General features: G+C 67.3%; 18 protein-coding genes. 15 read left to right on the top strand and 3 right to left on the bottom strand.

Annotated elements, in window-relative coordinates:
- Nucleotides 1-213 precede the first annotated feature (213 nt).
- The 10 genes from AC1DO7_RS10685 to AC1DO7_RS10640 all read left to right on the top strand — a co-directional run bounded on the left by AC1DO7_RS10685 (nt 214) and on the right by AC1DO7_RS10640 (nt 11,739).
- Entirely contained in the window at nt 214-1,863 is a 1,650-nt protein-coding gene (locus AC1DO7_RS10685; RefSeq protein ID WP_441616066.1) for a benzoate-CoA ligase family protein, read from the top strand.
- 127 nt (nt 1,864-1,990) lie between these two features.
- On the top strand, nt 1,991-2,806 hold the full coding sequence (locus tag AC1DO7_RS10680; protein ID WP_441616064.1) for an alpha/beta fold hydrolase: 816 nt from the start codon (nt 1,991-1,993) through the stop codon (nt 2,804-2,806).
- Nucleotides 2,807-2,960: 154 nt separating this feature from the next.
- Nucleotides 2,961-4,142: an ABC transporter substrate-binding protein gene (locus AC1DO7_RS10675; RefSeq protein WP_441616062.1), complete on the top strand. Its 1,182-nt coding sequence runs from the start codon at nt 2,961-2,963 to the stop codon at nt 4,140-4,142.
- Between the two features lie 146 nt (nt 4,143-4,288).
- A complete protein-coding gene (locus AC1DO7_RS10670; protein WP_477116079.1) occupies nt 4,289-5,155 on the top strand; it encodes a branched-chain amino acid ABC transporter permease in 867 nt (288 codons plus the stop codon).
- Between the two features lie 87 nt (nt 5,156-5,242).
- Entirely contained in the window at nt 5,243-6,187 is a 945-nt protein-coding gene (locus AC1DO7_RS10665) for a branched-chain amino acid ABC transporter permease (protein WP_441616506.1), read from the top strand.
- Nucleotides 6,184-6,993 (top strand): ABC transporter ATP-binding protein, encoded by an 810-nt coding sequence (locus AC1DO7_RS10660; protein WP_441616059.1) that lies wholly within the window; start codon nt 6,184-6,186, stop codon nt 6,991-6,993. The genes AC1DO7_RS10665 and AC1DO7_RS10660 overlap by 4 nt, the downstream gene beginning before the upstream one ends.
- A complete protein-coding gene (locus AC1DO7_RS10655; RefSeq protein WP_441616057.1) occupies nt 6,990-7,700 on the top strand; it encodes an ABC transporter ATP-binding protein in 711 nt (236 codons plus the stop codon). The genes AC1DO7_RS10660 and AC1DO7_RS10655 overlap by 4 nt, the downstream gene beginning before the upstream one ends.
- A gap of 360 nt (nt 7,701-8,060) precedes the next feature.
- Nucleotides 8,061-9,959 (top strand): potassium transporter Kup, encoded by a 1,899-nt coding sequence (locus AC1DO7_RS10650; RefSeq protein ID WP_441616055.1) that lies wholly within the window; start codon nt 8,061-8,063, stop codon nt 9,957-9,959.
- 165 nt (nt 9,960-10,124) lie between these two features.
- Nucleotides 10,125-10,385 (top strand): helix-turn-helix domain-containing protein, encoded by a 261-nt coding sequence (locus AC1DO7_RS10645; RefSeq protein WP_441616053.1) that lies wholly within the window; start codon nt 10,125-10,127, stop codon nt 10,383-10,385.
- A 10-nt stretch (nt 10,386-10,395) separates the two neighbouring features.
- Nucleotides 10,396-11,739 (top strand): type II toxin-antitoxin system HipA family toxin, encoded by a 1,344-nt coding sequence (locus AC1DO7_RS10640; RefSeq protein ID WP_441616051.1) that lies wholly within the window; start codon nt 10,396-10,398, stop codon nt 11,737-11,739.
- A gap of 11 nt (nt 11,740-11,750) precedes the next feature.
- Here AC1DO7_RS10640 and AC1DO7_RS10635 read toward each other — a convergent pair whose 3' ends face one another.
- Nucleotides 11,751-14,102, bottom strand: coding sequence for a Tex family protein (locus AC1DO7_RS10635; protein ID WP_477116078.1), 2,352 nt, complete (start codon nt 14,100-14,102; stop codon nt 11,751-11,753).
- A 260-nt stretch (nt 14,103-14,362) separates the two neighbouring features.
- Between AC1DO7_RS10635 and AC1DO7_RS10630 the strand changes: the two genes are divergently transcribed.
- The 3 genes from AC1DO7_RS10630 (at nt 14,363) to AC1DO7_RS10620 (ending at nt 17,686) form a co-directional block, all read left to right on the top strand.
- Nucleotides 14,363-15,082, top strand: a complete 720-nt coding sequence (locus AC1DO7_RS10630; protein WP_441616047.1) for a hypothetical protein — start codon at nt 14,363-14,365, stop codon at nt 15,080-15,082.
- 125 nt (nt 15,083-15,207) lie between these two features.
- Nucleotides 15,208-15,411, top strand: coding sequence for a YdcH family protein (locus AC1DO7_RS10625; RefSeq protein ID WP_441616045.1), 204 nt, complete (start codon nt 15,208-15,210; stop codon nt 15,409-15,411).
- Nucleotides 15,412-15,478: 67 nt separating this feature from the next.
- A complete protein-coding gene (locus AC1DO7_RS10620; protein WP_477116077.1) occupies nt 15,479-17,686 on the top strand; it encodes an ATP-dependent DNA helicase in 2,208 nt (735 codons plus the stop codon).
- Between the two features lie 71 nt (nt 17,687-17,757).
- On the opposite strand, the gene AC1DO7_RS10615 is transcribed toward AC1DO7_RS10620, so the two are convergent.
- Nucleotides 17,758-18,588 carry an outer membrane protein assembly factor BamD gene (locus AC1DO7_RS10615; RefSeq protein WP_441616041.1) on the bottom strand — a complete coding sequence of 277 codons (831 nt, stop codon included), beginning with the start codon at nt 18,586-18,588 and terminating at the stop codon, nt 17,758-17,760.
- 16 nt (nt 18,589-18,604) lie between these two features.
- Between AC1DO7_RS10615 and AC1DO7_RS10610 the strand changes: the two genes are divergently transcribed.
- On the top strand, nt 18,605-19,822 hold the full coding sequence (locus AC1DO7_RS10610) for an RluA family pseudouridine synthase (protein WP_477116076.1): 1,218 nt from the start codon (nt 18,605-18,607) through the stop codon (nt 19,820-19,822).
- Nucleotides 19,812-20,606 carry a peptidoglycan editing factor PgeF gene (pgeF, locus tag AC1DO7_RS10605; RefSeq protein ID WP_441616038.1) on the top strand — a complete coding sequence of 265 codons (795 nt, stop codon included), beginning with the start codon at nt 19,812-19,814 and terminating at the stop codon, nt 20,604-20,606. The genes AC1DO7_RS10610 and pgeF overlap by 11 nt, the downstream gene beginning before the upstream one ends.
- Before the next feature lie 12 nt (nt 20,607-20,618).
- Here pgeF and AC1DO7_RS10600 read toward each other — a convergent pair whose 3' ends face one another.
- Complete coding sequence (locus AC1DO7_RS10600) at nt 20,619-20,879, bottom strand: hypothetical protein (protein ID WP_477116075.1); 261 nt, start codon at nt 20,877-20,879, stop codon at nt 20,619-20,621.
- Nucleotides 20,880-20,881: the final 2 nt, after the last annotated feature.

Below are 20,881 nucleotides of genomic sequence, written 5' to 3'. Positions count from 1 at the left end.
AAGGAGATGATGGAAGGCCGCCGGTTGCGGCGGGGTGGCGATTATAAGCGACACATTACTCGTGTCATATAGTGCATTTCTCTGCTTGCATAATAGTCGATATGCAATAAAATGCATTGTCAAAAGAAGCAGACAAGCACGCTGCCGAAAAAAACCGACTTCGTATCCCCGGGCGCCATGCGCATCCCGGGAACGGCACCGAGGAGTGGAGACATGACGCCCCCAGTTGCATCCCCGCAACCGCCGGCCGGAGCAGCCGTGGCCGCGCTGCCGGCCCGCTACAACGCGGCAGCCGACCTGCTCGGCCGCAACCTTGCCGCCGGCCGCGGCGCCAAGACCGCCTATATAGACGACACCGGTACGCTGAGCTTCGCGGCACTCGAGCAGCGTTGCCGCCGCTTCGCGTCGGCCCTGCTGGCCAGCGGCATACGCCCGGAGGAGCGCTTGCTGCTGTGCGCGCTCGACACCATCGATTTCCCCACGGCGTTCCTCGGCTGCCTGCTGGCCGGCGTGGTGCCGGTGGCCGTCAATACGTTGCTGACCGTCGACGACTACGCCTATATGCTGGAGCACAGCGGCGCGCGCGCCGTGGTGGTTTCGGCGCCACTGGCGGGCGTGCTGCGCCAAGCCGCCGCCAGGGCGGGCTGCGCGCCCGCATTTGTCCTCGCCGCGCCCGATGCCGATGATGACCGTGCCGCGCCGAGCGTGGCCGGCATGGCGGAGCAGGGCATCGCCCTGGCCGAGGCGGCCGCCACCCGCCAGGACGACATTGCCTTCTGGCTCTATTCATCCGGCTCCACCGGACGCCCGAAGGGCACGGTGCATACCCACGGCAACCTGTTCCATACCGCCGATCTCTATGCGCGCCAGGTGCTGGGCCTGCGCGAGGACGACGTGGTGTTTTCGGCGGCCAAGCTGTTCTTCGCCTATGGGCTTGGCAATGCGCTCACCTTTCCGCTTTCCGTGGGCGCCACCACCGTGCTGATGGCCGAGCGGCCCACGCCGCAGGCCGTGTTCCGCCGCCTGTGCGAGCAGCGCCCGACCGTGTTCTGCGGCGTGCCCACGCTCTACGCCGGCATGCTGGCGGCGGCCGAGCTGCCGCCGCGCGCGCAGGTCTCGCTGCGCGTGTGTACCTCGGCGGGCGAGGCGCTGCCCAGGGATATCGGCGACCGCTTCCTGGCGCATTTCGGCTGCGACATCCTCGACGGCATCGGCTCGACGGAGATGCTCCACATTTTCCTCTCGAACCGGCCCGGCGAGGTGCGCTACGGGACCACCGGCAAGCCGGTCCCGGGCTACGAGGTCAAGCTGCTCGACGAGGCGGGCCATCCGTGCGCGCCGGGCGAGATCGGCGACCTCTTCATCAAGGGACCCAGCGCCGCGCTGATGTACTGGGGCAACCGCGACAAGAGCCGCGACACCTTCGTGGGCGAATGGACGCGCAGCGGCGACAAGTACCTGCAGGACGCCGATGGCTATTTCATCTACGCGGGGCGCAGCGACGACATGCTCAAGGTAGGCGGCATCTATGTCTCGCCGTTCGAGGTGGAGGCCGTGCTGGCCCAGCATCCGGCGATACTCGAAGCCGCGGTGATCGGCGTGAGCGATGCCGACGGGCTGGTCAAGCCGAAGGCCTTCGTCGTGCCGCGGCCGGGCCAGCCCTGGCACGAGGGGATGGCCGCGGAGCTGCAAGCCTTCGTCAAGTCGCGCCTGGCGCCCTACAAATACCCGCGCCAGATCGAGTGCGTGGCGGAGCTGCCGAAGACCGCCACCGGCAAAATCCAGCGCTTCCGCCTGCGCCAGCGCGAAGAAGCCGCCGGCGCCGCCGAAGCCACCCGCCCGGCGCCGGCCGATGCGGGCTGACGGGCCGGGATCGGCAGCGCAAGGCAAGGACAGCGACGAGACAGCGACGAGACAGCGACGAGACAGCGACGAGACAGCGACGAGACAGCGACGAGACAGCGACAAGACAGCAACAACAGGCAGATGCATGCAAAGCGAGTTGGTTGAGATTCCCTTCGACGGCCGCCGTATCCGGGTGGAGGTGCAGTGGCTCAGGCCCGAACGGCGCGAACGCCCGCTGCTGGTCTTCCTGCACGAAGGCCTCGGTTCGGTCGGTTTGTGGCGCGACTATCCCGCCACGCTCTGCGAGGCCGGCGATTTTCGCGGCCTCGTGATCTCGCGCTACGGCTACGGCCGCGCGACGCCGCGCCCGGCCGAGGAAAAGTGGGGCGTCGATTTCATGCACCGCCAGGCGCGCGAGGCCTTGCCTGCGCTGTTCGATGCGCTGGACATCGGGCCTGGCCGCGGCCAGGGCGCGCCCTGGCTGTTCGGCCATAGCGACGGCGGCTCGATCGCGCTGATCCATGCGGCCAGCTTCCCCCAGGCGGTGGATGGCATCACCGTGCTGGCGCCGCACATCATCGTGGAAGACATCTCGGTCACCAGCATCCAGGCCACGCGCGAGGCCTACCTGCAGACCGACCTGCGCAGCAAGCTGGCGCGCTACCACGACGATGTGGATTCGGCCTTCTGGGGCTGGAACGACATCTGGCTCGACCCCGCCTTCCGCGCCTTCGACCTGCGCCCGCTGCTGGCACAACTGCGCTGCCCGGTACTGGCGGTGCAGGGCGAGGACGACGAGTACGGGACCATGGAACAGATCGAGGGTATCCATCGATATGCGCCGCAAACCGTGCTGCTTAAACTCGCGCGGTGCGGGCACTCGCCACATCGCGACCAGCCGGACCCGTTGACGCAGGCGGCAGTCCGGTTTATAACGACACATACTTCATACCTAAAATAATTTCGCGCCCCTGCGCGTCAGCCTGCGTTTCCTGCCATTGCGGTCATCCGTGGCGCCTTTGCGGCGCACGCCTGGCCGTCACGGTGCGGAGCCTGCCGGCGGGCGATGCATGCCACGGCGACGGAAGTCGGCTTGACCACCAGAGGAGACATCCATGCATCGCTTTACATCGCGCGGGCTGGCCCCCGCTTGCCTTGCCATCGCGGCATCCCTTGCCTTCGCCGGCGGCGCTGCCGCCCAGGGCACCGGCAAGATCAAGGTCGGGTTCATGCTGCCCTACACGGGCACCTACGCGTCGCTCGGCAATGCCATCGAGAACGGCTTCAAGATGTATGTGCAGGAGCAGGGCGGCAAGCTCGGCGGCCGGGAAATCGAATACTTCAAGGTCGACGACGAGTCCGATCCGGCCAAGGCGCCGGAGAATGCCACCAAGCTGATCAAGCGCGACCAGGTCGACGTGGTGGTGGGCACCGTGCATTCGGGCGTGCAGATGGGCATCGTCAAGGTGGCCAAGGAAAACAACACGCTGCTGATCATTCCCAACGCGGGCGTGGACGAAGCCACCGGCCCGCTGTGCGGCCCGAACATCTTCCGCTCCTCGTTCTCGAACTGGCAGCCCGGCTATGCCATGGGCCATGTGCTCGCCGATCGCGGCATGAAGAAGGTGGTCACGCTGACATGGAAGTACGCGGCCGGGGAGCAGTCGGTCAAGGGCTTCAAGGAGGCCTTCGAGGCCAAGGGCGGCAAGGTGGTGAAGGAGCTGAGCCTGCCGTTCCCCAATGTCGAGTTCCAGGCGCTGATCACCGAGGTGGCGTCGATCAAGCCGGACGCCGTGTTCGTGTTCTTCGCCGGCGGCGGCGCCGTGAAGTTCGTCAAGGACTGGGCCGCGGCTGGCCTCAAGGACAAGATCCCGCTGTACGCTTCGGGGTTCCTCACCGACGGCACGCTGGAGGCGCAGGGCCCGGCCGCGCAGGGCCTGGAAACCACGCTGCACTACGCCGACGGCCTGGCCAACCCGCGCGACCAGAGCTTCCGCCTGGGCTACGCCAAGACCTACAAGCTGCAGCCGGACGTCTACGCGGTGCAAGGCTACGACGCCGCCCAGCTGCTGGCCGCGGGGGCGAACGCGGTCAAGGGCGACATGGGCAAGAAGGCCGAGGTGATCAAGGCGATGGAGCAGACCCGGGTGGACAGCCCGCGCGGCTCCTTTACGCTGTCGAAGGCGCATAACCCGGTGCAGGACTTCTACCTGCGCAAGGTCGATGGCCGCGAGAACAAGATCGGCGGCATCGCCGTGAAGGCGCTGGCCGATCCGGCGCGCGGCTGCCGCCTCTGAGCGGCTGATGGCGGCTGACCGCCGCGGCCCGCCGATCGCGCGGTGGCGGGCCAAAGTCAGTTCCTCCGCGCCGCGTCCCCGCGCCAGCCGCGGGACGGCGCGGTCGCATACCGCAACTGCGTTGCCGCTTTGGCGCATGGGCATCCATGGATATCGTTTCCTTCTTCATACAGTGCCTTAACAGCATCCAGTACGGCTTGCTGCTCTTCCTCGTGGCGAGCGGCCTGACGCTGATCTTCGGCATCATGGGCGTGATCAACCTCGCCCATGGCAGCTTCTACATGCTGGGCGCCTACCTGGCCTTCACGCTGGCCGGGCTGACCGGCAACCTGCTGGTCGCCATCCCGCTGGGCATCGTGCTGGCGGTAGCATTCGGCTATGTGCTTGAGTGGGTGTTCTTCAGCTATCTCTATCAGCGCGAGCACCTGCAGCAGGTGCTGATGACCTACGGCCTGATCCTGGTCTTCGAGGAAATGCGCAGCATCCTGGTGGACGACGACGTCCACGGTGTCACCGTGCCGCCCATCCTCGACTGGGCGCTGCCGATCGGCAACGACATGACCTATCCGGTCTATCGCCTGTTCATCTCGGCGATCTGCCTGCTGGTGGCGGCCGCCATGTACGTGGTGATCCGTCGCACGCGCCTGGGCATGATGATCCGCGCCGGCGCCACCAACCGGGAGATGGTGCAGTCGCTCGGCATCAACGTGACGGTGCTGYACCGGTTCGTGTTCGCGCTCGGCGTGGCGCTGGCGGTGCTGGCCGGCATGATCGCCGCGCCGGTGTCCTCGGTCTACCCGGGCATGGGCGGCCAGGTGCTGATCGTGTGCTTCGTGGTGGTGGTGATCGGCGGCATCGGCTCTGTCAAGGGCGCCATGGTGGCGTCGCTGCTGCTGGGTTTCGTCGATACCTTCGGCAAGGTGTTCTGGCAGGAGGCCTCGGGCGTGCTGGTCTACCTGCTGATGGCACTCATCCTGCTCTGGAAACCCCAGGGCTTGTTCAAGGCGGGGTAGGAAGATATGCCGAGCGATATCAATGCACTGGATGGCGCGCCGCGCGTGCGTGCCGGGGCCGTGCCCTGGCGCGGCGGGCTGGGCTGGATGGCGGTGTTCGCGGCGCTGGCCGTGATGCCGCTGCTGCTGGGCGCGGAAGGGCAGCGCTTCTATATCGAGCTGCTCAGCAAGGTCATGATCATGGCGATCTTCGCGCTGTCGCTGCAGCTGCTGATCGGCTACACCGGGCTGGTCAGCCTGGGACACGCGGCCTATTTCGCGGTGGCGGCCTACGCTACCGCGATACTGGCGCCGCAGGCCGGTCCCGGCAACGGCTGGCTGCTGCTGCTAGGCGCGCTCGGCGCGGCGGCGGCGCTGGCGCTGGTGGTGGGCGCGCTGGTGCTGCGCACGCGCGGCATCTATTTCATCATGGTCACGCTGGCCTTCGCCCAGATGGTGTTCTTCGTGTTCCACGACACCAAGATCGCAGGCGGCAGCGACGGCACCTATATCTATTTCCGGCCCGAGTTCGATCTGCTGGGCGCGCGTCCGTTCGACGTCAACGACGTCGCGCATTTCTACTGGCTGGTGCTCGGCGCGCTGGTGCTGACGGTGGCGGGGCTGGCGCTGGTGCTGCGCTCGCGCTTCGGCCACGCGCTGGTGGGCATCCGGCACAACGAGCAGCGCATGCGCGCGGCGGGCTATGCCACCTACCGCTACCAGCTCGGCGCCTTCGTGGTGGCCGGGACCTTCGCCGGGCTGGCAGGCTACCTGTATGCGATCCAGTATGGCTTCGTCAACCCGGAAATCGCATCCTGGCACCAGTCTGGCAATGCCATGCTGATGGTGATCCTGGGCGGGGCGGGCAGCCTGGCCGGCGCGGTACTGGGCGCCTTTTCCTTCGTCTTGCTGGCGGAATGGTTCAGCACGCTGACCAAGCACTGGCAATTGCTGATGGGCGGCTTCATCATCGTGGCGGTGGCCTTGCTGCCGCACGGGCTGATCAGCCTGGCGCGCGTGTTCGCGCGCCGCCGCCAAGGAGAATCGCGATGAACGCACCGGTCTTGTCGGCCCGCAAGCTGACGCGCCGCTTCGGCGGACTCACGGCAGTGGGCGACGTGGATATCGACCTCGCCCTGCATGAGATCCACGCCGTGATCGGCACCAACGGCGCTGGCAAGTCCACGCTGATCAATATGCTTTCCGGCGAGCTGCCGCCGTCCTCGGGCACCCTGCGGCTGCAGGGGCGCGATGTGACCGGGTGGGCGCAGCCGCGGCTGGCGCGCGAGGGCATTGGCCGCAGCTACCAGCGCAACAATATCTTCCTGCCGCTGACGGTGCGCGAGAACTGCCGCCTCGCGGCGCAGTCGCGCGCCCAGCGCGCATGGCGCCTGTGGGAGGGCGCGCAGCGCTGCCGCACCAGCCGGGCGCTGGGCGACGAGGCGATGGATTGCGCCGGCCTGGCCGGCTGTGCCGATACCTTGGCCGCCGCCTTGTCACACGGCCAGAAGCGCCAGCTGGAGGTGGCCATGTGCCTGGCCACGCAGCCCACCGTGCTGTTGCTGGACGAGCCGCTGGCGGGCATGGGCGCGGAGGAGTCGGCGCGCATGCTGGCACTGCTGCGCTCGCTGCGCGACGGCCACGCGGTGCTGCTCGTCGAGCATGACATGGAAGCGGTGTTCTCGGTCGCCGACCGGATCACGGTGATGGTCAACGGCACCGTGATCGCCTCCGGCGAGCCGGACGCGATCCGCGTCAACCGGGAGGTGCAACAGGCATACCTGGGGGAAGAGGACGACCACGGGGGAGCCCACGCAGGCGGGCAGCAGCGCGCGGCATGCAAGGAGCAGGCAGCATGAGCGAAATGATCGCAGCCACCGGCGTGAACGCCTGGTACGGCAGCAGCCATGTCCTGCGCGGCATCGATTTCAGCGTCGGCAAGGGCGAAACGGTGGGCTTGCTCGGCCGCAACGGCATGGGCAAGAGCACGCTGCTGCGGACCCTGCTCGGGCATGTGCGGCAGCGCCAGGGCACCGTCTTCGCCGGCGGGCGCGATGTCTCGCGTGCCCAGCCGTATGAGGTGGCGCGGCTGGGGGTGGCCTACGTGCCCGAGGGGCGCGGTATCTTCCCCAATCTCTCGGTGCGCGAGAACCTGGTGATGGCGGCCCGCAAGGGACCGTCCGGCCGGCTCGACTGGGACGAGGCCAGGGTGCTTGATCTGTTCCCCCGCCTCAAGGAGCGCCTCGCTCACGGTGGGCAGCAGTTGTCCGGCGGCGAGCAGCAGATGCTTTCGATCGGCCGCGCGCTCATGACCAATCCCGACTGCCTGATCCTCGACGAAGCCACCGAGGGCCTGGCACCGCGCATCGTGGCGGAAATCTGGCAGGTGATCGCCACCGTGCGCGCTACCGGCATCGCCTCGGTCGTGGTGGACCGCAACTTCCGCACCGTGCTGGCCAATGCCGACCGCGTGGTGGTGCTGGAGAAGGGCCTGGTGGTCATGAACGGGCCCGCGGCGGAGCTGTCCGCGCAGCCAGGCGTGCTGGACCGCTACCTCGGCGTATAGATGTGGATTAAGAGGCATGTTTTGTGGCGACGCAGCAACGGCATGCCCGCGCGGCCCTGCCAGGAATTGGTGCGCTGGCGCGYGCAAGCGCTTGACCGGGCGGGGCTTCCCTCGCATGCTTGACCAGTCACCGGCTCGAGGCAGGTTCTCAAGGCAGGATGCTCCCCAGTGGTCGTCTCCCGGCACTTCATCTAGAATGGCGCGCGTTTGTGCAATGCAATAGCGTGACGGGGTTCTGTTGCCCGTTTCGCACGTTTCGCCCGTTTCGCCTGTTTCGGCCGCTTTGCCAGTTCCGCCAGTCATGGCGGTCCGGCCAGGCGCCGGAAGCGTTGCGCGAGCCTTTCAACCAGACCCATATCCATGACCCAGACCGCAACCAGTCATTATTTCGTCGAAAGCCCTAGCAAGCGTGCACTGGTGATCGGCGCGATCGGCGTCGTCTTTGGCGATATCGGTACCAGCCCGCTGTACTCGCTCAAAGAGTGCTTCAGCGCCGAGCACGGCATTCCCTTCAGCGCAGACGCGGTACTGGGCATCATCTCGATGCTGTTCTGGGCCATGACCATCGTGGTGTCCATCAAGTACGTGATGTTCGTCATGCGGGCCGACAACGATGGCGAAGGCGGCGTGCTGGCGCTGATGGCGCTGGCCCTGCGCACGGCTGCGCCACGCTCCAGGACGGCCAAGATGCTGATGATGCTGGGCATCTTCGGCGCCTGCATGTTCTATGGCGATGCGGTCATCACCCCCGCCATTTCCGTGCTTTCCGCGGTGGAGGGGCTGGAGATCGCGGCGCCAGGCCTGTCGCATTTCGTCATCCCGATCACGCTGGTGATCCTGGTGGCGCTGTTCATGATCCAGCGCAGCGGCACCAGCGCGGTGGGCAAGCTGTTCGGGCCGATCATGATCGTCTGGTTCTTGGCCCTGGGCGCGCTTGGCCTGTATAACCTGGTGGGCGTGCCGTCGGTCCTGCTGGCCGTCAACCCGCTCTATGGCGTGCGCTTCCTGACGGAGCATTCGCTGCAGGCCTTCGTGGTGCTGGGCTCGGTGTTCCTGGTGCTGACCGGCGCGGAAGCCCTGTATGTGGACATGGGGCATTTCGGCAGGCGCCCGATCAGCTTGGGCTGGTTCGTGCTGGTGATGCCTTGCCTGATGCTCAACTATTTCGGCCAGGGCGCGATGCTCCTGCAGAACCCGGCGGCCATCCAGAATCCCTTCTACCTGATGGTCCCGGAGCCACTGCTGCTGCCGATGGTGTTGCTGGCCACCTGCGCCACCGTGATCGCCTCGCAGGCCGTCATCTCGGGCGCATTCTCGCTGACCAGCCAGGCCATCCAGCTTGGTTTCGTGCCGCGCATGCGCATCCGCTACACCTCCGCCGCCGAGATCGGCCAGATCTACCTGCCGGTGATCAACTGGATCCTGCTGGTCCTGGTCGTGGCCGTGGTGCTGGCATTCAAGAAGTCGGAGAACCTTGCCGCCGCCTACGGCATCGCGGTGACGACCACGATGGTGATCACCACCTTCCTGGCCGCCGTGGTGATGCGCAATGTGTGGAAGTGGAACCCCGTCCTGGTGACGGTGATCGGACTGACCTTCCTGCTGGTCGACCTGGCTTTCTTCGCGGCCAACCTGCTCAAGGTCGCCGAAGGCGGCTGGTTCCCGCTGCTGATGGGCGGCACCGCCTTCTTCCTGCTGATGACCTGGCACAGCGGCCGCAAGCTGCTGCGCGCCCGCAGCCTGGAAGACGGCATCCCGCTCGAGCCGTTCATCGGCGGGCTGCTGGCGCATCCGCCACATCGCGTCGAAGGCACGGCCGTGTTCCTGACCGGCAATACCGAATCGGTGCCGGTTTCGCTGCTGCACAATCTCAAGCACAACCGCGTGCTGCACGAGCGCGTGGTGTTCCTGAGCTTTGTCACGCGCGACATCCCCTTCGTGGACGACGATCACCGCCTGATCTGCAAGGATCTGGGCGGCGGCGTCTTTGTCCTCAAGTCCGAGTACGGCTTCAAGGAGACCCCGGACGTGCAGCGCGTGCTGGATCTCGCGCAGCGCAAGCTCAATATGCAATTCGAGTTGATGGAAACTTCCTTCTTCATCGCCCGCGAATCGGTGATTCCCTCGAAGCTGCCGGGCATGTCGATGTGGCGCGAAAGCCTGTTTGCCTGGATGCATCAGAACGGCGCCAAGCCGTCTGACTTCTTCCAGATCCCGGCCAATCGGGTGGTGGAGCTGGGGACGAAGGTAGAGATCTGATCCGGTTCGGCGCCAGGAGCCCGGCATTTGATGCCCATGGGCTACAGAATACGGGCTTTCCCCCAATTTTGTAGCCCGAAGGCATCAGGATTGACCTTTTATTTTGTCGCCCACCGGCTACAATAAAACGGTTTTCGAACTGTTTTGATGCTCGGGGGCTACAGAATGACAACCATGGCCGATGTCGGCGAGATGCTTCGCGAGGTCCGCCGCGAAGCCGGCCTGTCCCAGCAGGAACTGGCCGACCGCGCCGGGGTGGCACGCACTACCGTCGCCCGCATGGAAACCCTCGCCCGCGGCGATATGAGCGTCTCCGCGCTGGTCAGGCTGCTCGAATCGGCCGGCTACGACCTCAAGGTGGTCAGGCATGGCCACGGCCGCACCCTCGACGACATCCTGGCCGAGCAGCGCGAGACGCCGCAATGAGGGTGCTGCCATGAGGCTCGATGTCCATGTCATGCGGCGGCGCGTCGCCACGCTCTACCGCGAGCGCGACGAATACGTGCTCAAGTATCTCGCGCAGGCACAGCCGCAAGACTTCGTCTCGCTTGCCATGCCGGTGCGCGAAGAGCCCTGGCGCTGGCCGCGCGACCTGCATCCCTTCTTTCGCCAGAACCTGCCCGAGGGCTTCCTGCTCAACCTGATCCGCGAGCAGTTCGGGCCTTTGCTCGACGGCACCGATCTGTCGCTGCTGGCGGTGGTGGGTGCCATGGGCATCGGCCGCGTCACGGTCACGCCGGAGGGCGTGGCGCCCGGCACGGAACTGCAGGGGCTGGACGTGCAGCGTATCCTGCACGGTGACAACACCGAAGCGCATTTCGCGGCCCTGGTCAGGGAATATGCCCGCGCGGCCATTTCCGGCGCGGTGCCGAAATTCATCGCGCCGGACGCGCGTGACGAGGAGGCGATGCCGCTTGGCAAGCCCACCTTGCGCACCAGCCGCTATATCGTCAAGGGATCGGACGACAGCACGCCGTTCCTCGGTTTCAACGAGTTCCATTCGATGCGCGTGCTCGAGCGCCTGGGCGTGGTGCCGGTGGCCGCCACGCGCATGTCGGACGATGGCCGCGCGCTGGTGGTCGAGCGTTTCGACGTGGATGAAGCGGGCCTGCCGGTGTACGGCGTGGAAGACATGTGCGGCCTGCTCGGCTTGCCGCCGCACGAGAAGTACGCTGCCACCACGGAGAAGGTGCTGGCGGCGGCCCGCTCCTACCTGGCGCGCGATGCCTTGCAGGCACAGATGGAACACCTGGCCTGGCATCTGCTGGTCAACTATGTGGTGCGCAATGCCGATTGCCACGCGAAGAACATCGCGCTGTACTACTCGGGCGTGGACGATGTGAGGTTCACCCCGGTCTACGACATCGTCACGACCCAGGCCTACCCGCGCTACGCCAGCAACCCGCCCGGACTCTTCATCGACGGACGCAAGACCTGGGCGGCAGGCAAGGCGCTGGAGCGGTTGCTGAACACACGCATGGGCATCGCGCCGCGCCGCTATGCGGCCATGGTCGAGGCGTTGTGCGATTCGGCGGTGGCGGTCGGCCATGAACTCATCGCGGCGTCGCGCAACGAGCCGCAATGGCGAGACGTGGCCAAGCAGATGCTGCACGCGTGGAACGACGGCATGGAGTCGCTGCGCAGCGCGCGCAGGAATGCCGGCTTGCGGCAACTGTCGCCGGCCATCGAGGCGGCCGGTTTCTCTGACCCGGAGCCGGCGCACAAGACGGGGACCGTGATCGGACGGTCCGGCCTGATGGGCAAGCGAGGGGGGCGGTAGCCCCCCGCCTTTCAGCGCTTGAGCTTGGCGAAGGCGGCCGCCATCGCGCCGCTCGGCTCGGCTTCCCGGCGTCCGCCGCCAGCGCCCTTGTTCTGGCCCTGGCGCGGCGCGTTGCCGCGCTCGCCCTGGCCGGCACGCGCCGGGCCCTGGCCGGGTTCGTCGTCGAGCCGCATGCTCAGCCCGATCCGGTTGCGCTTGACGTCCACCTCCATCACCTTGACCTTGACGATCTGGCCGGCCTTGACCGCCTCGTGCGCATCCTTGATGAACTTGGTGGACAGCGCCGAGATGTGGACCAGGCCATCCTGGTGCACGCCGATATCGACGAACGCGCCGAAGGCGGCCACGTTGGTGACCACGCCTTCGAGCACCATGCCCGGCTGCAGGTCCTTGATGTCTTCCACGCCGTCCTGGAAGGTGGCGGTCTTGAACTCGGGGCGCGGATCGCGGCCGGGCTTTTCCAGCTCGGACAGGATGTCGCGCACCGTCGGCAGGCCGAAGGTCTCGTCGGTGAAAGCCGTCGGCGACAGGCCGCGCAAGGCTTCGCGGTTGCCCATCACGTCGGGCAGGCCCTTCTTGATGTGTTCGAGGATGCGCGTGACCACCGGGTAGGCTTCGGGGTGGACCGAGGAACGGTCCAGCGGGTTGTCGCCATCGTTGACGCGCAGGAAGCCGGCGGCCTGCTCGAAGGTCTTGTCGCCCAGGCGCGGCACCTTCTTGAGGGCATCGCGGTTGGGGAAGGCGCCGTTGGCGTCACGGTAGTCGACGATATTGCGCGCCAGCACCGTGTTCAGGCCCGACACGCGCGCCAGCAGCGGGGCCGAGGCGGTGTTGACGTCCACGCCCACGGCGTTCACGCAATCCTCGACCACGGCGTCCAGCGCGCGCGCCAGCTCGCGCTGGTTGACGTCATGCTGGTACTGGCCCACGCCAATCGACTTGGGGTCGATCTTCACCAGTTCCGCCAGCGGGTCTTGCAGGCGGCGCGCGATCGAGACCGCGCCGCGGATCGACACGTCGAGGTCGGGGAATTCCTTGGCCGCCAGCTCGGATGCCGAGTAGACCGAAGCGCCTGCCTCGCTGACCACGATCTTGGTCAGCTTGGCTTCGGGCAATTGCTTCATGAGGTCCTGCACCAGCTTGTCGGTCTCGCGGCTGGCGGTGCCGTTGCCGATCGAGACCAGCATCACGTTGTGCTGGCGGGCCAGGCGCGCCAGCGTGGCGAGCGAGCCGTTCCAGTCGCGGCGCGGCTCGTGCGGGTAGATGGTGGCGGTGTCGATCAGCTTGCCGGTGGTGTCGACCACGGCGATCTTGCAGCCGGTGCGGATACCCGGGTCGATGCCCATCACGGACTTCGGGCCCGCCGGCGCGGCCAGCAACAGTTCATGCAGGTTGCGGCCGAACACCTTGATGGCCTCGTTCTCGGCGCTCTCGCGCACCTGCGTCAGCAGTTCGGTTTCCAGGTGCGGCTGCACCTTGACGCGCCAGCACCAGCGGCAGACGTCGCCGAGCCACTTGTCGGCCGGGCGGTTCTGGTTCTGGATGCCGAAATGGCGCGCGATCATGCCTTCGCACGGATGCGGCACCAGCGCGTCCTGTTCTTCGCCGAGGCCCAGCTTGACCATCAGCACGCCGGCATTGCGGCCACGGAACAGCGCCAGCGCGCGGTGCGACGGCACGGTGCGGATGGTTTCGCTGTACTGGTAGTAGTCGCGGAATTTTTCTTCTTCGGCGTTTTCCTTGCCTTCCATCACGGAAGAACTGACCAGGCCGTTGCTCCACAGGTGCTCGCGCAGCTTGCCGAGCAACTCGGCGGTCTCGCCGAACTGCTCGGAGAGGATGTCGCGCGCGCCGTCCAGCGCGGCCTTGACGTCGGGCACGCCGCCGTCGGCGGTGGGGTTGCCGTTGACGTATTTGGYGGCCTCGGCCTGCGGATCCAGCGTGGGGTCGGCCAGCAGCGCCTGGGCCAGCGGCTCCAGCCCGCATTCGCGTGCGATCTGGGCGCGCGTGCGGCGCTTGGGCTTGTAGGGCAGGTAGAGGTCTTCCAGCGTCTGCTTGGTCTCGGCGCCTTCGATGGCGGCGCGCAGCTCGGGCGTGAGCTTGCCCTGTTCCTCGATGGAGGCCAGGATGGCGGCGCGGCGCTCTTCCATCTCGCGCAGGTAGAGCAGGCGCTCTTCCAGCGTACGCAGATGCGTGTCGTCCAGGTTGCCGGTCACTTCCTTGCGGTAGCGGGCGATAAAAGGCACGGTCGCGCCTTCGTCGAGCAGTTCAACGGCCGCCGCCACCTGGCGGGGCTGGACGGACAGTTCGGCCGCGATGAGCGACACGATCTTTTGCGTGACGGAAGCTGGCAGTTTGGACATCAGGAAAACAGTCAGTCGAAAGCGGGGCATTTTGCCACAAGCGCGACGCGGCGAGACGCGGTGCGCGCAAGCCGGCGTGGTGCCGCCACGCCGGCATGCGGCCGGCGTGATATCAATGCGGCCCGGGTGCGGCCCCGGTGCGGCCCCAGTGGGGCAACAAGCAGGCCGGATGTTAGAATCGGGGCATGATCGTCAAGCCACATCCGGCCGCTTGCGCGCCCGCGTTCCCAGCCCTTCGCGCTACCCGCGCGGCGACCCGCATGCCTCGCTCGCTGCGGGCTCACTTCATCCTGCTGGTTGCCAGCGCGGCAGCCTTGCTGGCGCCGGTGCCGGGCGCCGCGCAGAGTGCTGCGCCTGCCGCCGAAGCTGCAGCGCCGCAGGCGCCGCCCCGGGACTTCGCCGCCGAGCGCAAGGCCATCAACGATTCGCGCGACTGGACCAACTACCGCTACGGCCAGGCGGCGCACGATTGCTACGCCAAGTTCTTCGTCACGCACTGCGTGGACAAGGCCAAGGACGTGCAGCGCGCGGAACTGCAGGTGCTGCGCAAGCGCGAGCTCGAGGTGGGCGATGCGGAGCGCGCGTTCAAGGCGGTCGAGCGCGATCGCGAACAGGCCATCCGGCGTGCCGAATACGAGGCCGATCAACCCAAGCGCCAGGCCAACGAGCAGGCCAGCCGCGCGAGCTTCGAGCGCAAGCAGCAGGAGCAGCAGCTGCGCGACGCCGAGCACCAGGCGGGCGCCCCGCAGCGCGCAGCCAATGCGCAGGCCTATGACAAGAAGCAGGCCGACTTCGATGCCCGCGTCAGGCAAGCGCAGGAGCAGGGCGCGCAGAAGGCGCAGCAGCGGCAAGAGAACGTAAAGGCCTTCGAGGCCAAGCAGCACGACGCCGAACAACGGCAGAAGGATGTCGACGAGCGTCGCGCCAAGGCCAAGGAGCAGCAAGGGCCGGCGTCCGCGCCGCGGCCCTTCGGTTTCTGAGCGGTGCGAGCCGCGCCCACGGCCGGGGGCAATACCGGCGACAATAGCCTGATTGGCGACAACAGCCGGTGCCCGACACCATGCCGGCCCGCCGGCGCCAGCGCCGGCATTGAGCGGGGGAGCCCATGGACCGCAATCTGAATACCCTGGAGCGACAGATCATGGAGTTGCAGATCGAACATCGCGATCTCGACTACCTGATCGACCGCATGGCGGCTGACGCCACCCATGACGAACTGCAGATGCGGCGCCTGAAAAAGCGCCGTCTCAAGCTCAAGGATGCGATCACGCTGCTCCAGTTGCAGCTCGAGCCGGACGTGCCGGCCTGACCTGATCACCTTGCCATTCCTCTCATCCCCGGGCCGGCGCTGAGCCGGCTCGCCAGAAAGCCTTGCCTTGCCTGCTTCCGAAGACATTCCAGACGCGCCGGCCGCCGCCCTGACGCCCGCGCCGAGCGACGCGCACGGCGGTGCCGCCAGCGGCACCGGCGCCGCCGTGCCTGCCGGCAACGCGGCCGCCCAGGCGGCCCAGCTTGCCACCATCTTCGCCAAGACCGGCACGCTGGCGCAGGCCATCGAGGGCTATCGTCCGCGCGATGCGCAGGAGCGCATGGCCGCGGCCGTGGCAGGTGCGATCGAAACCAGCGACACCGTCATCGTCGAGGYCGGCACGGGCACCGGCAAGACCTTTGCCTACCTGGTGCCCGCCATGCTGTGGGGCGGCAAGGTGATCCTTTCGACCGGCACCAAGAACCTGCAGGACCAGCTCTTCCTGCGCGACATTCCCACCGTGCGGCGGGCGCTCAATGTGCCCGTGTCGGTCGCCCTGCTCAAGGGGCGGGCCAACTACCTCTGCCACTACCATCTGGAACGCGCCGAGGCCCAGGGCCGGCTGGCATCGCGCCAGGACGCGGCGTGGCTGCGCGAGATCGCGCGCTTCGCCAAGGTCACCGCTTCGGGCGACAAGGCCGAACTGGCCTCGGTGCCGGAGAATGCGCCGGTCTGGCAGCTCGTCACCTCGACGCGCGACAACTGCCTTGGCACGGAGTGCCCGAACTACAAAGAGTGCTTCGTCATGCGTGCCCGCAAGGAGGCGCAACAGGCGGACATGGTGGTGGTCAACCATCACCTGTTCTTTGCCGATGTGGTGCTGCGCGATACCGGCATGGCCGAGTTGCTGCCGGCGGCCAACACGGTGATCTTCGACGAAGCCCATCAGCTGCCCGAAACCGCCACGCTGTTCTTCGGCGAGAGTCTGTCGACCAGCCAGTTGCTGGAGATCGCGCGCGACACCGTGGCCGAGGGCCTCTCGCACGCGCGGGACGCGGCCGACTGGGTGCGCATTGCCGCGCCGCTGGAGCGCGCCGCGCGCGACCTGCGGCTGGCCTTCACCAAGGACAATGCGCGCCTGGCGGTCAGCCAGATCGAGGCCGACCCCCGCATCAGCAAGCCGTTCTTCGAAACGCTGGACGCGCTGGAAGCCGCGCTGGGGGAATTCGTGGCCTTGCTCGAGAGCCAGGCCGAGCGCGCCGAATCGCTCGAACAGTGCCATCGGCGCGCGGTGGAGCTGGAGCAGCGCCTGGCTGCCTGGCGCAGCGAGGCCAAGGCCGCGCCGAAACCCGCGCCGGCCGGCGACGAGGCTGCAACCGCTGCCGCGCCGGAAGCCGCCTTCGGGCCGGACACGGTGCGCTGGGTGGAGGTGTTCTCCCATACCGTGCAGCTGCACCGCACGCCCTTGTCGATCGCGCCGATCTTCACTCGCCAGCGCGAAGGGCATCCGCGGGCCTGGGTCTTCACCTCGGCTACGCTGTCGGTGAAGGGCAATTTCAGCCATTACGCCGCGCAGCTCGGCCTGGACAAGGACAAATCGCTGACCCTGCCCAGCCCCTTCGACTATGCGGAGCAGGGCCTGCTCTACGTGCCGCGCGATCTCCCGGCGCCGCAGTCGCCGCAGTTCACCGACGCCGTGGTGCAGGCCGCGCTGCCGCTGATCGAGGCGGCCGGAGGGCGGGCCTTCCTGCTCTGTACCACGCTGCGCGCGGTACAGCGTGCTTCGGACCTGCTCTATGACGCCTTCGCCGAGCGTGGCCTCGAACTGCCGCTGCTGGTGCAGGGCCAGGCCAGCCGCACCGAATTGCTCGACCGTTTCCGCGAACTGGGCAATGCCGTGCTGGTTGGCAGCCAGAGTTTCTGGGAGGGGGTGGATGTGCGTGGCGAGGCGCTATCGCTGGTGATCATCGACAAGCTGCCATTTGCGCCACCCGACGATCCGGTGCTGGCCGCGCGCATGGAAGTGCTGCAGAAGAAGGGCCTGAGTCCGTTTGCCGTGCATCAGCTGCCACACGCGGTGATCACGCTGAAGCAGGGCGCGGGGCGCCTGATCCGCTCGGAGACGGATCGCGGCGTGCTGGTGATCTGCGACACGCGGCTGGTGGAGAAGCCCTATGGCCGCCAAATCTGGCAAAGCCTGCCGCCGTTCAAGCGCACGCGCGAGGCCGAGACGGTGATCCATTTCCTGGAAACGCTGCGCAATGGCGGCGAGCCCGCGCAGGCGGTGGAAGACGCGGTCGGCGCCGGTGACGGCGATGCATCACCCGCCGACTGAGGCCGGCGGGGACAACGAAAATAAAAAAGCCCGATCGGAATCGGGCTTTTTTGCGGCCGGGTGGCTGACTTTCAGAACACTTCCCACCAGGACTTGTCCTTGCGGCGCTCGCCGTACTTGATGTAATCGCTGTTCGGGAAGTTCTTTTCCATCACGCGGGCGGTGTCGTCGCGCAGATCCTTCATGCCCAGCGAATCGTACGAGCGGATCATGATGTACAGCGCTTCCTCGTTGGCCGGCGCGCCGTCATAGTCCTTGAGCGCCTGCTGGGCCCGGTTGGCGGCGGCCAGGTAGGCGCCGCGGCGGTAGTAGTAGCGTGCCGCATGGACCTCATGCTGTGCCAGCGAATTCACGATGTACTGCATGCGTGCCGCGGCGTCGGGCGTGTACTTGCTTTCCGGGAAGCGCGAGACCAGTGTGTTGAACGCGTCATACGCGGCGCGCGCGGCCTTCGGGTCGCGCTCGCTGAGATCCTGGCCGGAAAAGCGGCCCAGCCATCCCAGGTTGTCGTTGAAGTTGATCAGGCCCTTGAGGTAGTAGGCGTAATCGATATTCGGGTGGCTCGGGTGCAGCTGGATGAAGCGATCGACCGAAGCCAGTGCCGCGGCGGTCTCGCCATCCTTGTAGTTGGCATAGGCGGTATCGATCTGTGCCTGCTGCGCGAAACGGCCGAACGGGTAGCGGCTTTCGAGCTTTTCGTACAGCTTGACTGCGCGGGTAAAGTCACCTGAATCGAGGGCTTCCTTGGCTTCAGAATATAATTTGTTAGCCGACCAGCCGGCAGTCTCGTCTGGTTGATCCGACAGCAGGCCGCATGCCGACAGCATGACGCAGCCGCCTGCGAGCAGAATCGCTCCAATTCTTGCGCGCCAGCTGGCGCGCTTCATGCTCATCAATTGCATGGGCAACGTATCCCGGATGAAAAATAGCATCAAGCATTATAGCCCAAGCCCCTTGCCCGAAACCGCGGCCAAGGGCCCCACACAGCAAGCCGAGGATCTTGCCGACACCTTGAACGAGGTGGRGGATCTCGAAGACCTGGTCGACGTGGCCGCGCTGGACGGCCTGCCGGCCGGCGCGCAGCTGTCGCCGATCGAGACCGAAATGCAGCCGGTGTCGTTCGATGTCGATAGTGCCTCACATGGAGAGCGCCTCGACAAGCTGCTGGCCCGCCATCTCAGCGGCTTCTCGCGCAGCCGCCTGCAGCAATGGATCGAAGGCGGCTCGGTGCTGGTCAACGGCACCGCGCGCCGTTCGCGCGATGCCGTGCAGATGGGCGAGCGCATCGAGGTCCGGCCCCAGGTCGCGCCCGAATCGCGCGCCTTCGTGCCGGAAGACGTCGAACTGGACGTGGTGTACGAAGACGCCACGCTGCTGGTCATCAACAAGTCCGCCGGCCTGGTTGTCCATCCGGCTGCCGGCAACTGGAGCGGGACCGTGCTCAACGGCCTGCTGCATCGCTATCCCGAGGCGGTGGGACTGCCGCGTGCGGGCATCGTCCACCGGCTCGACAAGGAAACCACGGGGCTGATGGTGGTGGCGCGCACGCTGACCGCGCAGACGGACCTGGTGCGGCAGTTGCAGGCGCGCACCGTCAAGCGCCGCTACCTGGCGCTGGTGTGGGGCACGACGCCCGACTCCGGCACCATCGACGCGCCGATCGGCCGCGATCCGCGCGAGCGCACACGCATGGGCGTGGTATTGACCAACAGCGGCAAGCCTTCGCGCACGCATTTCCGCACGCTGGGCACGGTGCCGCTTGGACGCGGCAATGTCTCCATGGTCATGTGCCAGCTCGAGACCGGACGTACCCACCAGATCCGCGTGCATTTCGAATCCATCGGCCACCCGCTGCTCGGCGACACGGTCTATCACCGCGCCGCCACGCGGCGCGGCCAGCGTCCGGCCATCAAGGCGCCGCTGCCCGTGCCGCTGGGCCGTCAGGCCCTGCACGCATTCCGGCTCGGGCTGGTGCACCCAGTCACGGGCAAGGACATTTCGTGGGAGGCGCCGCCGCCCGACGACCTGCAGGCGCTTATCGACGTCCTCGACTTCGAAGGCGACGATGCCGACGATGAGGACGATGGCTGGGTGGAGGGCGAAGACGGCGTGTGGGTGTACGGCGATGACGACTGACCCCGCCTGGCTGGTGCCYGACTGGCCGGCGCCCGCGCGCGTGCGCGCGCTGTCGACCACGCGCCAGGGTGGCCTGAGCGTCAGCCCCTATGGCCTGGCGGACGGCAGCCAGGGCGGGCTGAACCTGGGCACGCATGTGGGCGACGACCCCGCGGCCGTGGCCGGCAACCGTGCGCGCCTGGCGGCGCGGCTGCCCAGCGCGCCGGCATGGCTGGAGCAGGTGCATGGCTGCGCCGTCGCGAGCGGGGACGAATTCGCCGGCGGCGATGCCGTGGTGCCGAAGGCTGACGCAAGCATCGCCACGACGCCGGGCCGCGTTTGCGCTGTGATGACCGCCGACTGCCTGCCGGTGCTGCTATGCGACCGTGCCGGCACCGTGGTGGGCGCGGCGCATGCCGGCTGGCGCGGGCTGTGCGCGGGCGTGATCGAGGCCACGCTGGCAGGCATGAGCACCCGGGCCGGACCGCAGGCGCGGTGGCTGGCGTGGCTTGGGCCGGCCATCGGGCCGCAAGCGTTCGAGGTGGGGGCGGAAGTGCGCCAGGCTTTCCTGGCCGCGGCACTGCCGCAGGAGATGGCTGCCGTCGAGGCGGCTTTCCGTCCCGGCGCGCCCGGGAAATACTTTGCCGACATCTATGGCCTGGCCCGGACCCGGCTGGCCCGTGCCGGCTGCGCCGACGTGCATGGCGGCGATACCTGCACCGTCACCGACGCGCAGCGCTTCTATTCCTACCGCCGGGACGGCGTCACCGGCCGCATGGCCAGCCTTGTCTGGCTGGCCGCCTGAGGCCTGCCGGGTTTACTCGCGGGCAGCGGGGCGGCCCTCTGCGCTGGCGGGCGGCGCCGCGCCTGCTGCTGCCTCCGCTGCCTCCGCTGCCTCGCCAGCCGGCGGCGTGGGCCGCGCCTGCGCTTGCACTGCCGCCTGCTCTTGTCTCGCTTCTTCGGCCTTGCGCCGCCGCCGGCGGCCCGGCGTGCCCATGATGTACATCAGGATGGCGACCGGCCCCAGGCCGTAAAAGACGAAGGTGGCCACGCCCGCGACCACGGTGTGCTCGGTAATGG

Source organism: Cupriavidus sp. 05N40, assembly GCF_056397305.1.
This window is presented reverse-complemented; position numbering and strand designations above follow the sequence as displayed.

Bases quoted from the DNA above. Each gene is read 5' to 3' on its own strand.
- AC1DO7_RS10685 (WP_441616066.1), top strand. From the start codon at position 214: ATGACGCCCCCAGTTGCATCCCCGCAACCGCCGGCCGGAGCAGCCGTG.
- AC1DO7_RS10675 (WP_441616062.1), top strand. From the start codon at position 2,961: ATGCATCGCTTTACATCGCGCGGGCTGGCCCCCGCTTGCCTTGCCATC.
- AC1DO7_RS10650 (WP_441616055.1), top strand. From the start codon at position 8,061: ATGACCCAGACCGCAACCAGTCATTATTTCGTCGAAAGCCCTAGCAAG.
- AC1DO7_RS10665 (WP_441616506.1), top strand. From the start codon at position 5,243: ATGGCGGTGTTCGCGGCGCTGGCCGTGATGCCGCTGCTGCTGGGCGCG.
- AC1DO7_RS10640 (WP_441616051.1), top strand. From the start codon at position 10,396: ATGAGGCTCGATGTCCATGTCATGCGGCGGCGCGTCGCCACGCTCTAC.
- AC1DO7_RS10645 (WP_441616053.1), top strand. From the start codon at position 10,125: ATGACAACCATGGCCGATGTCGGCGAGATGCTTCGCGAGGTCCGCCGC.
- AC1DO7_RS10630 (WP_441616047.1), top strand. From the start codon at position 14,363: ATGCCTCGCTCGCTGCGGGCTCACTTCATCCTGCTGGTTGCCAGCGCG.
- AC1DO7_RS10625 (WP_441616045.1), top strand. From the start codon at position 15,208: ATGGACCGCAATCTGAATACCCTGGAGCGACAGATCATGGAGTTGCAG.
- AC1DO7_RS10660 (WP_441616059.1), top strand. From the start codon at position 6,184: ATGAACGCACCGGTCTTGTCGGCCCGCAAGCTGACGCGCCGCTTCGGC.
- AC1DO7_RS10655 (WP_441616057.1), top strand. From the start codon at position 6,990: ATGAGCGAAATGATCGCAGCCACCGGCGTGAACGCCTGGTACGGCAGC.
- AC1DO7_RS10615 (WP_441616041.1), bottom strand. From the start codon at position 18,588: ATGCAATTGATGAGCATGAAGCGCGCCAGCTGGCGCGCAAGAATTGGA.
- AC1DO7_RS10680 (WP_441616064.1), top strand. From the start codon at position 1,991: ATGCAAAGCGAGTTGGTTGAGATTCCCTTCGACGGCCGCCGTATCCGG.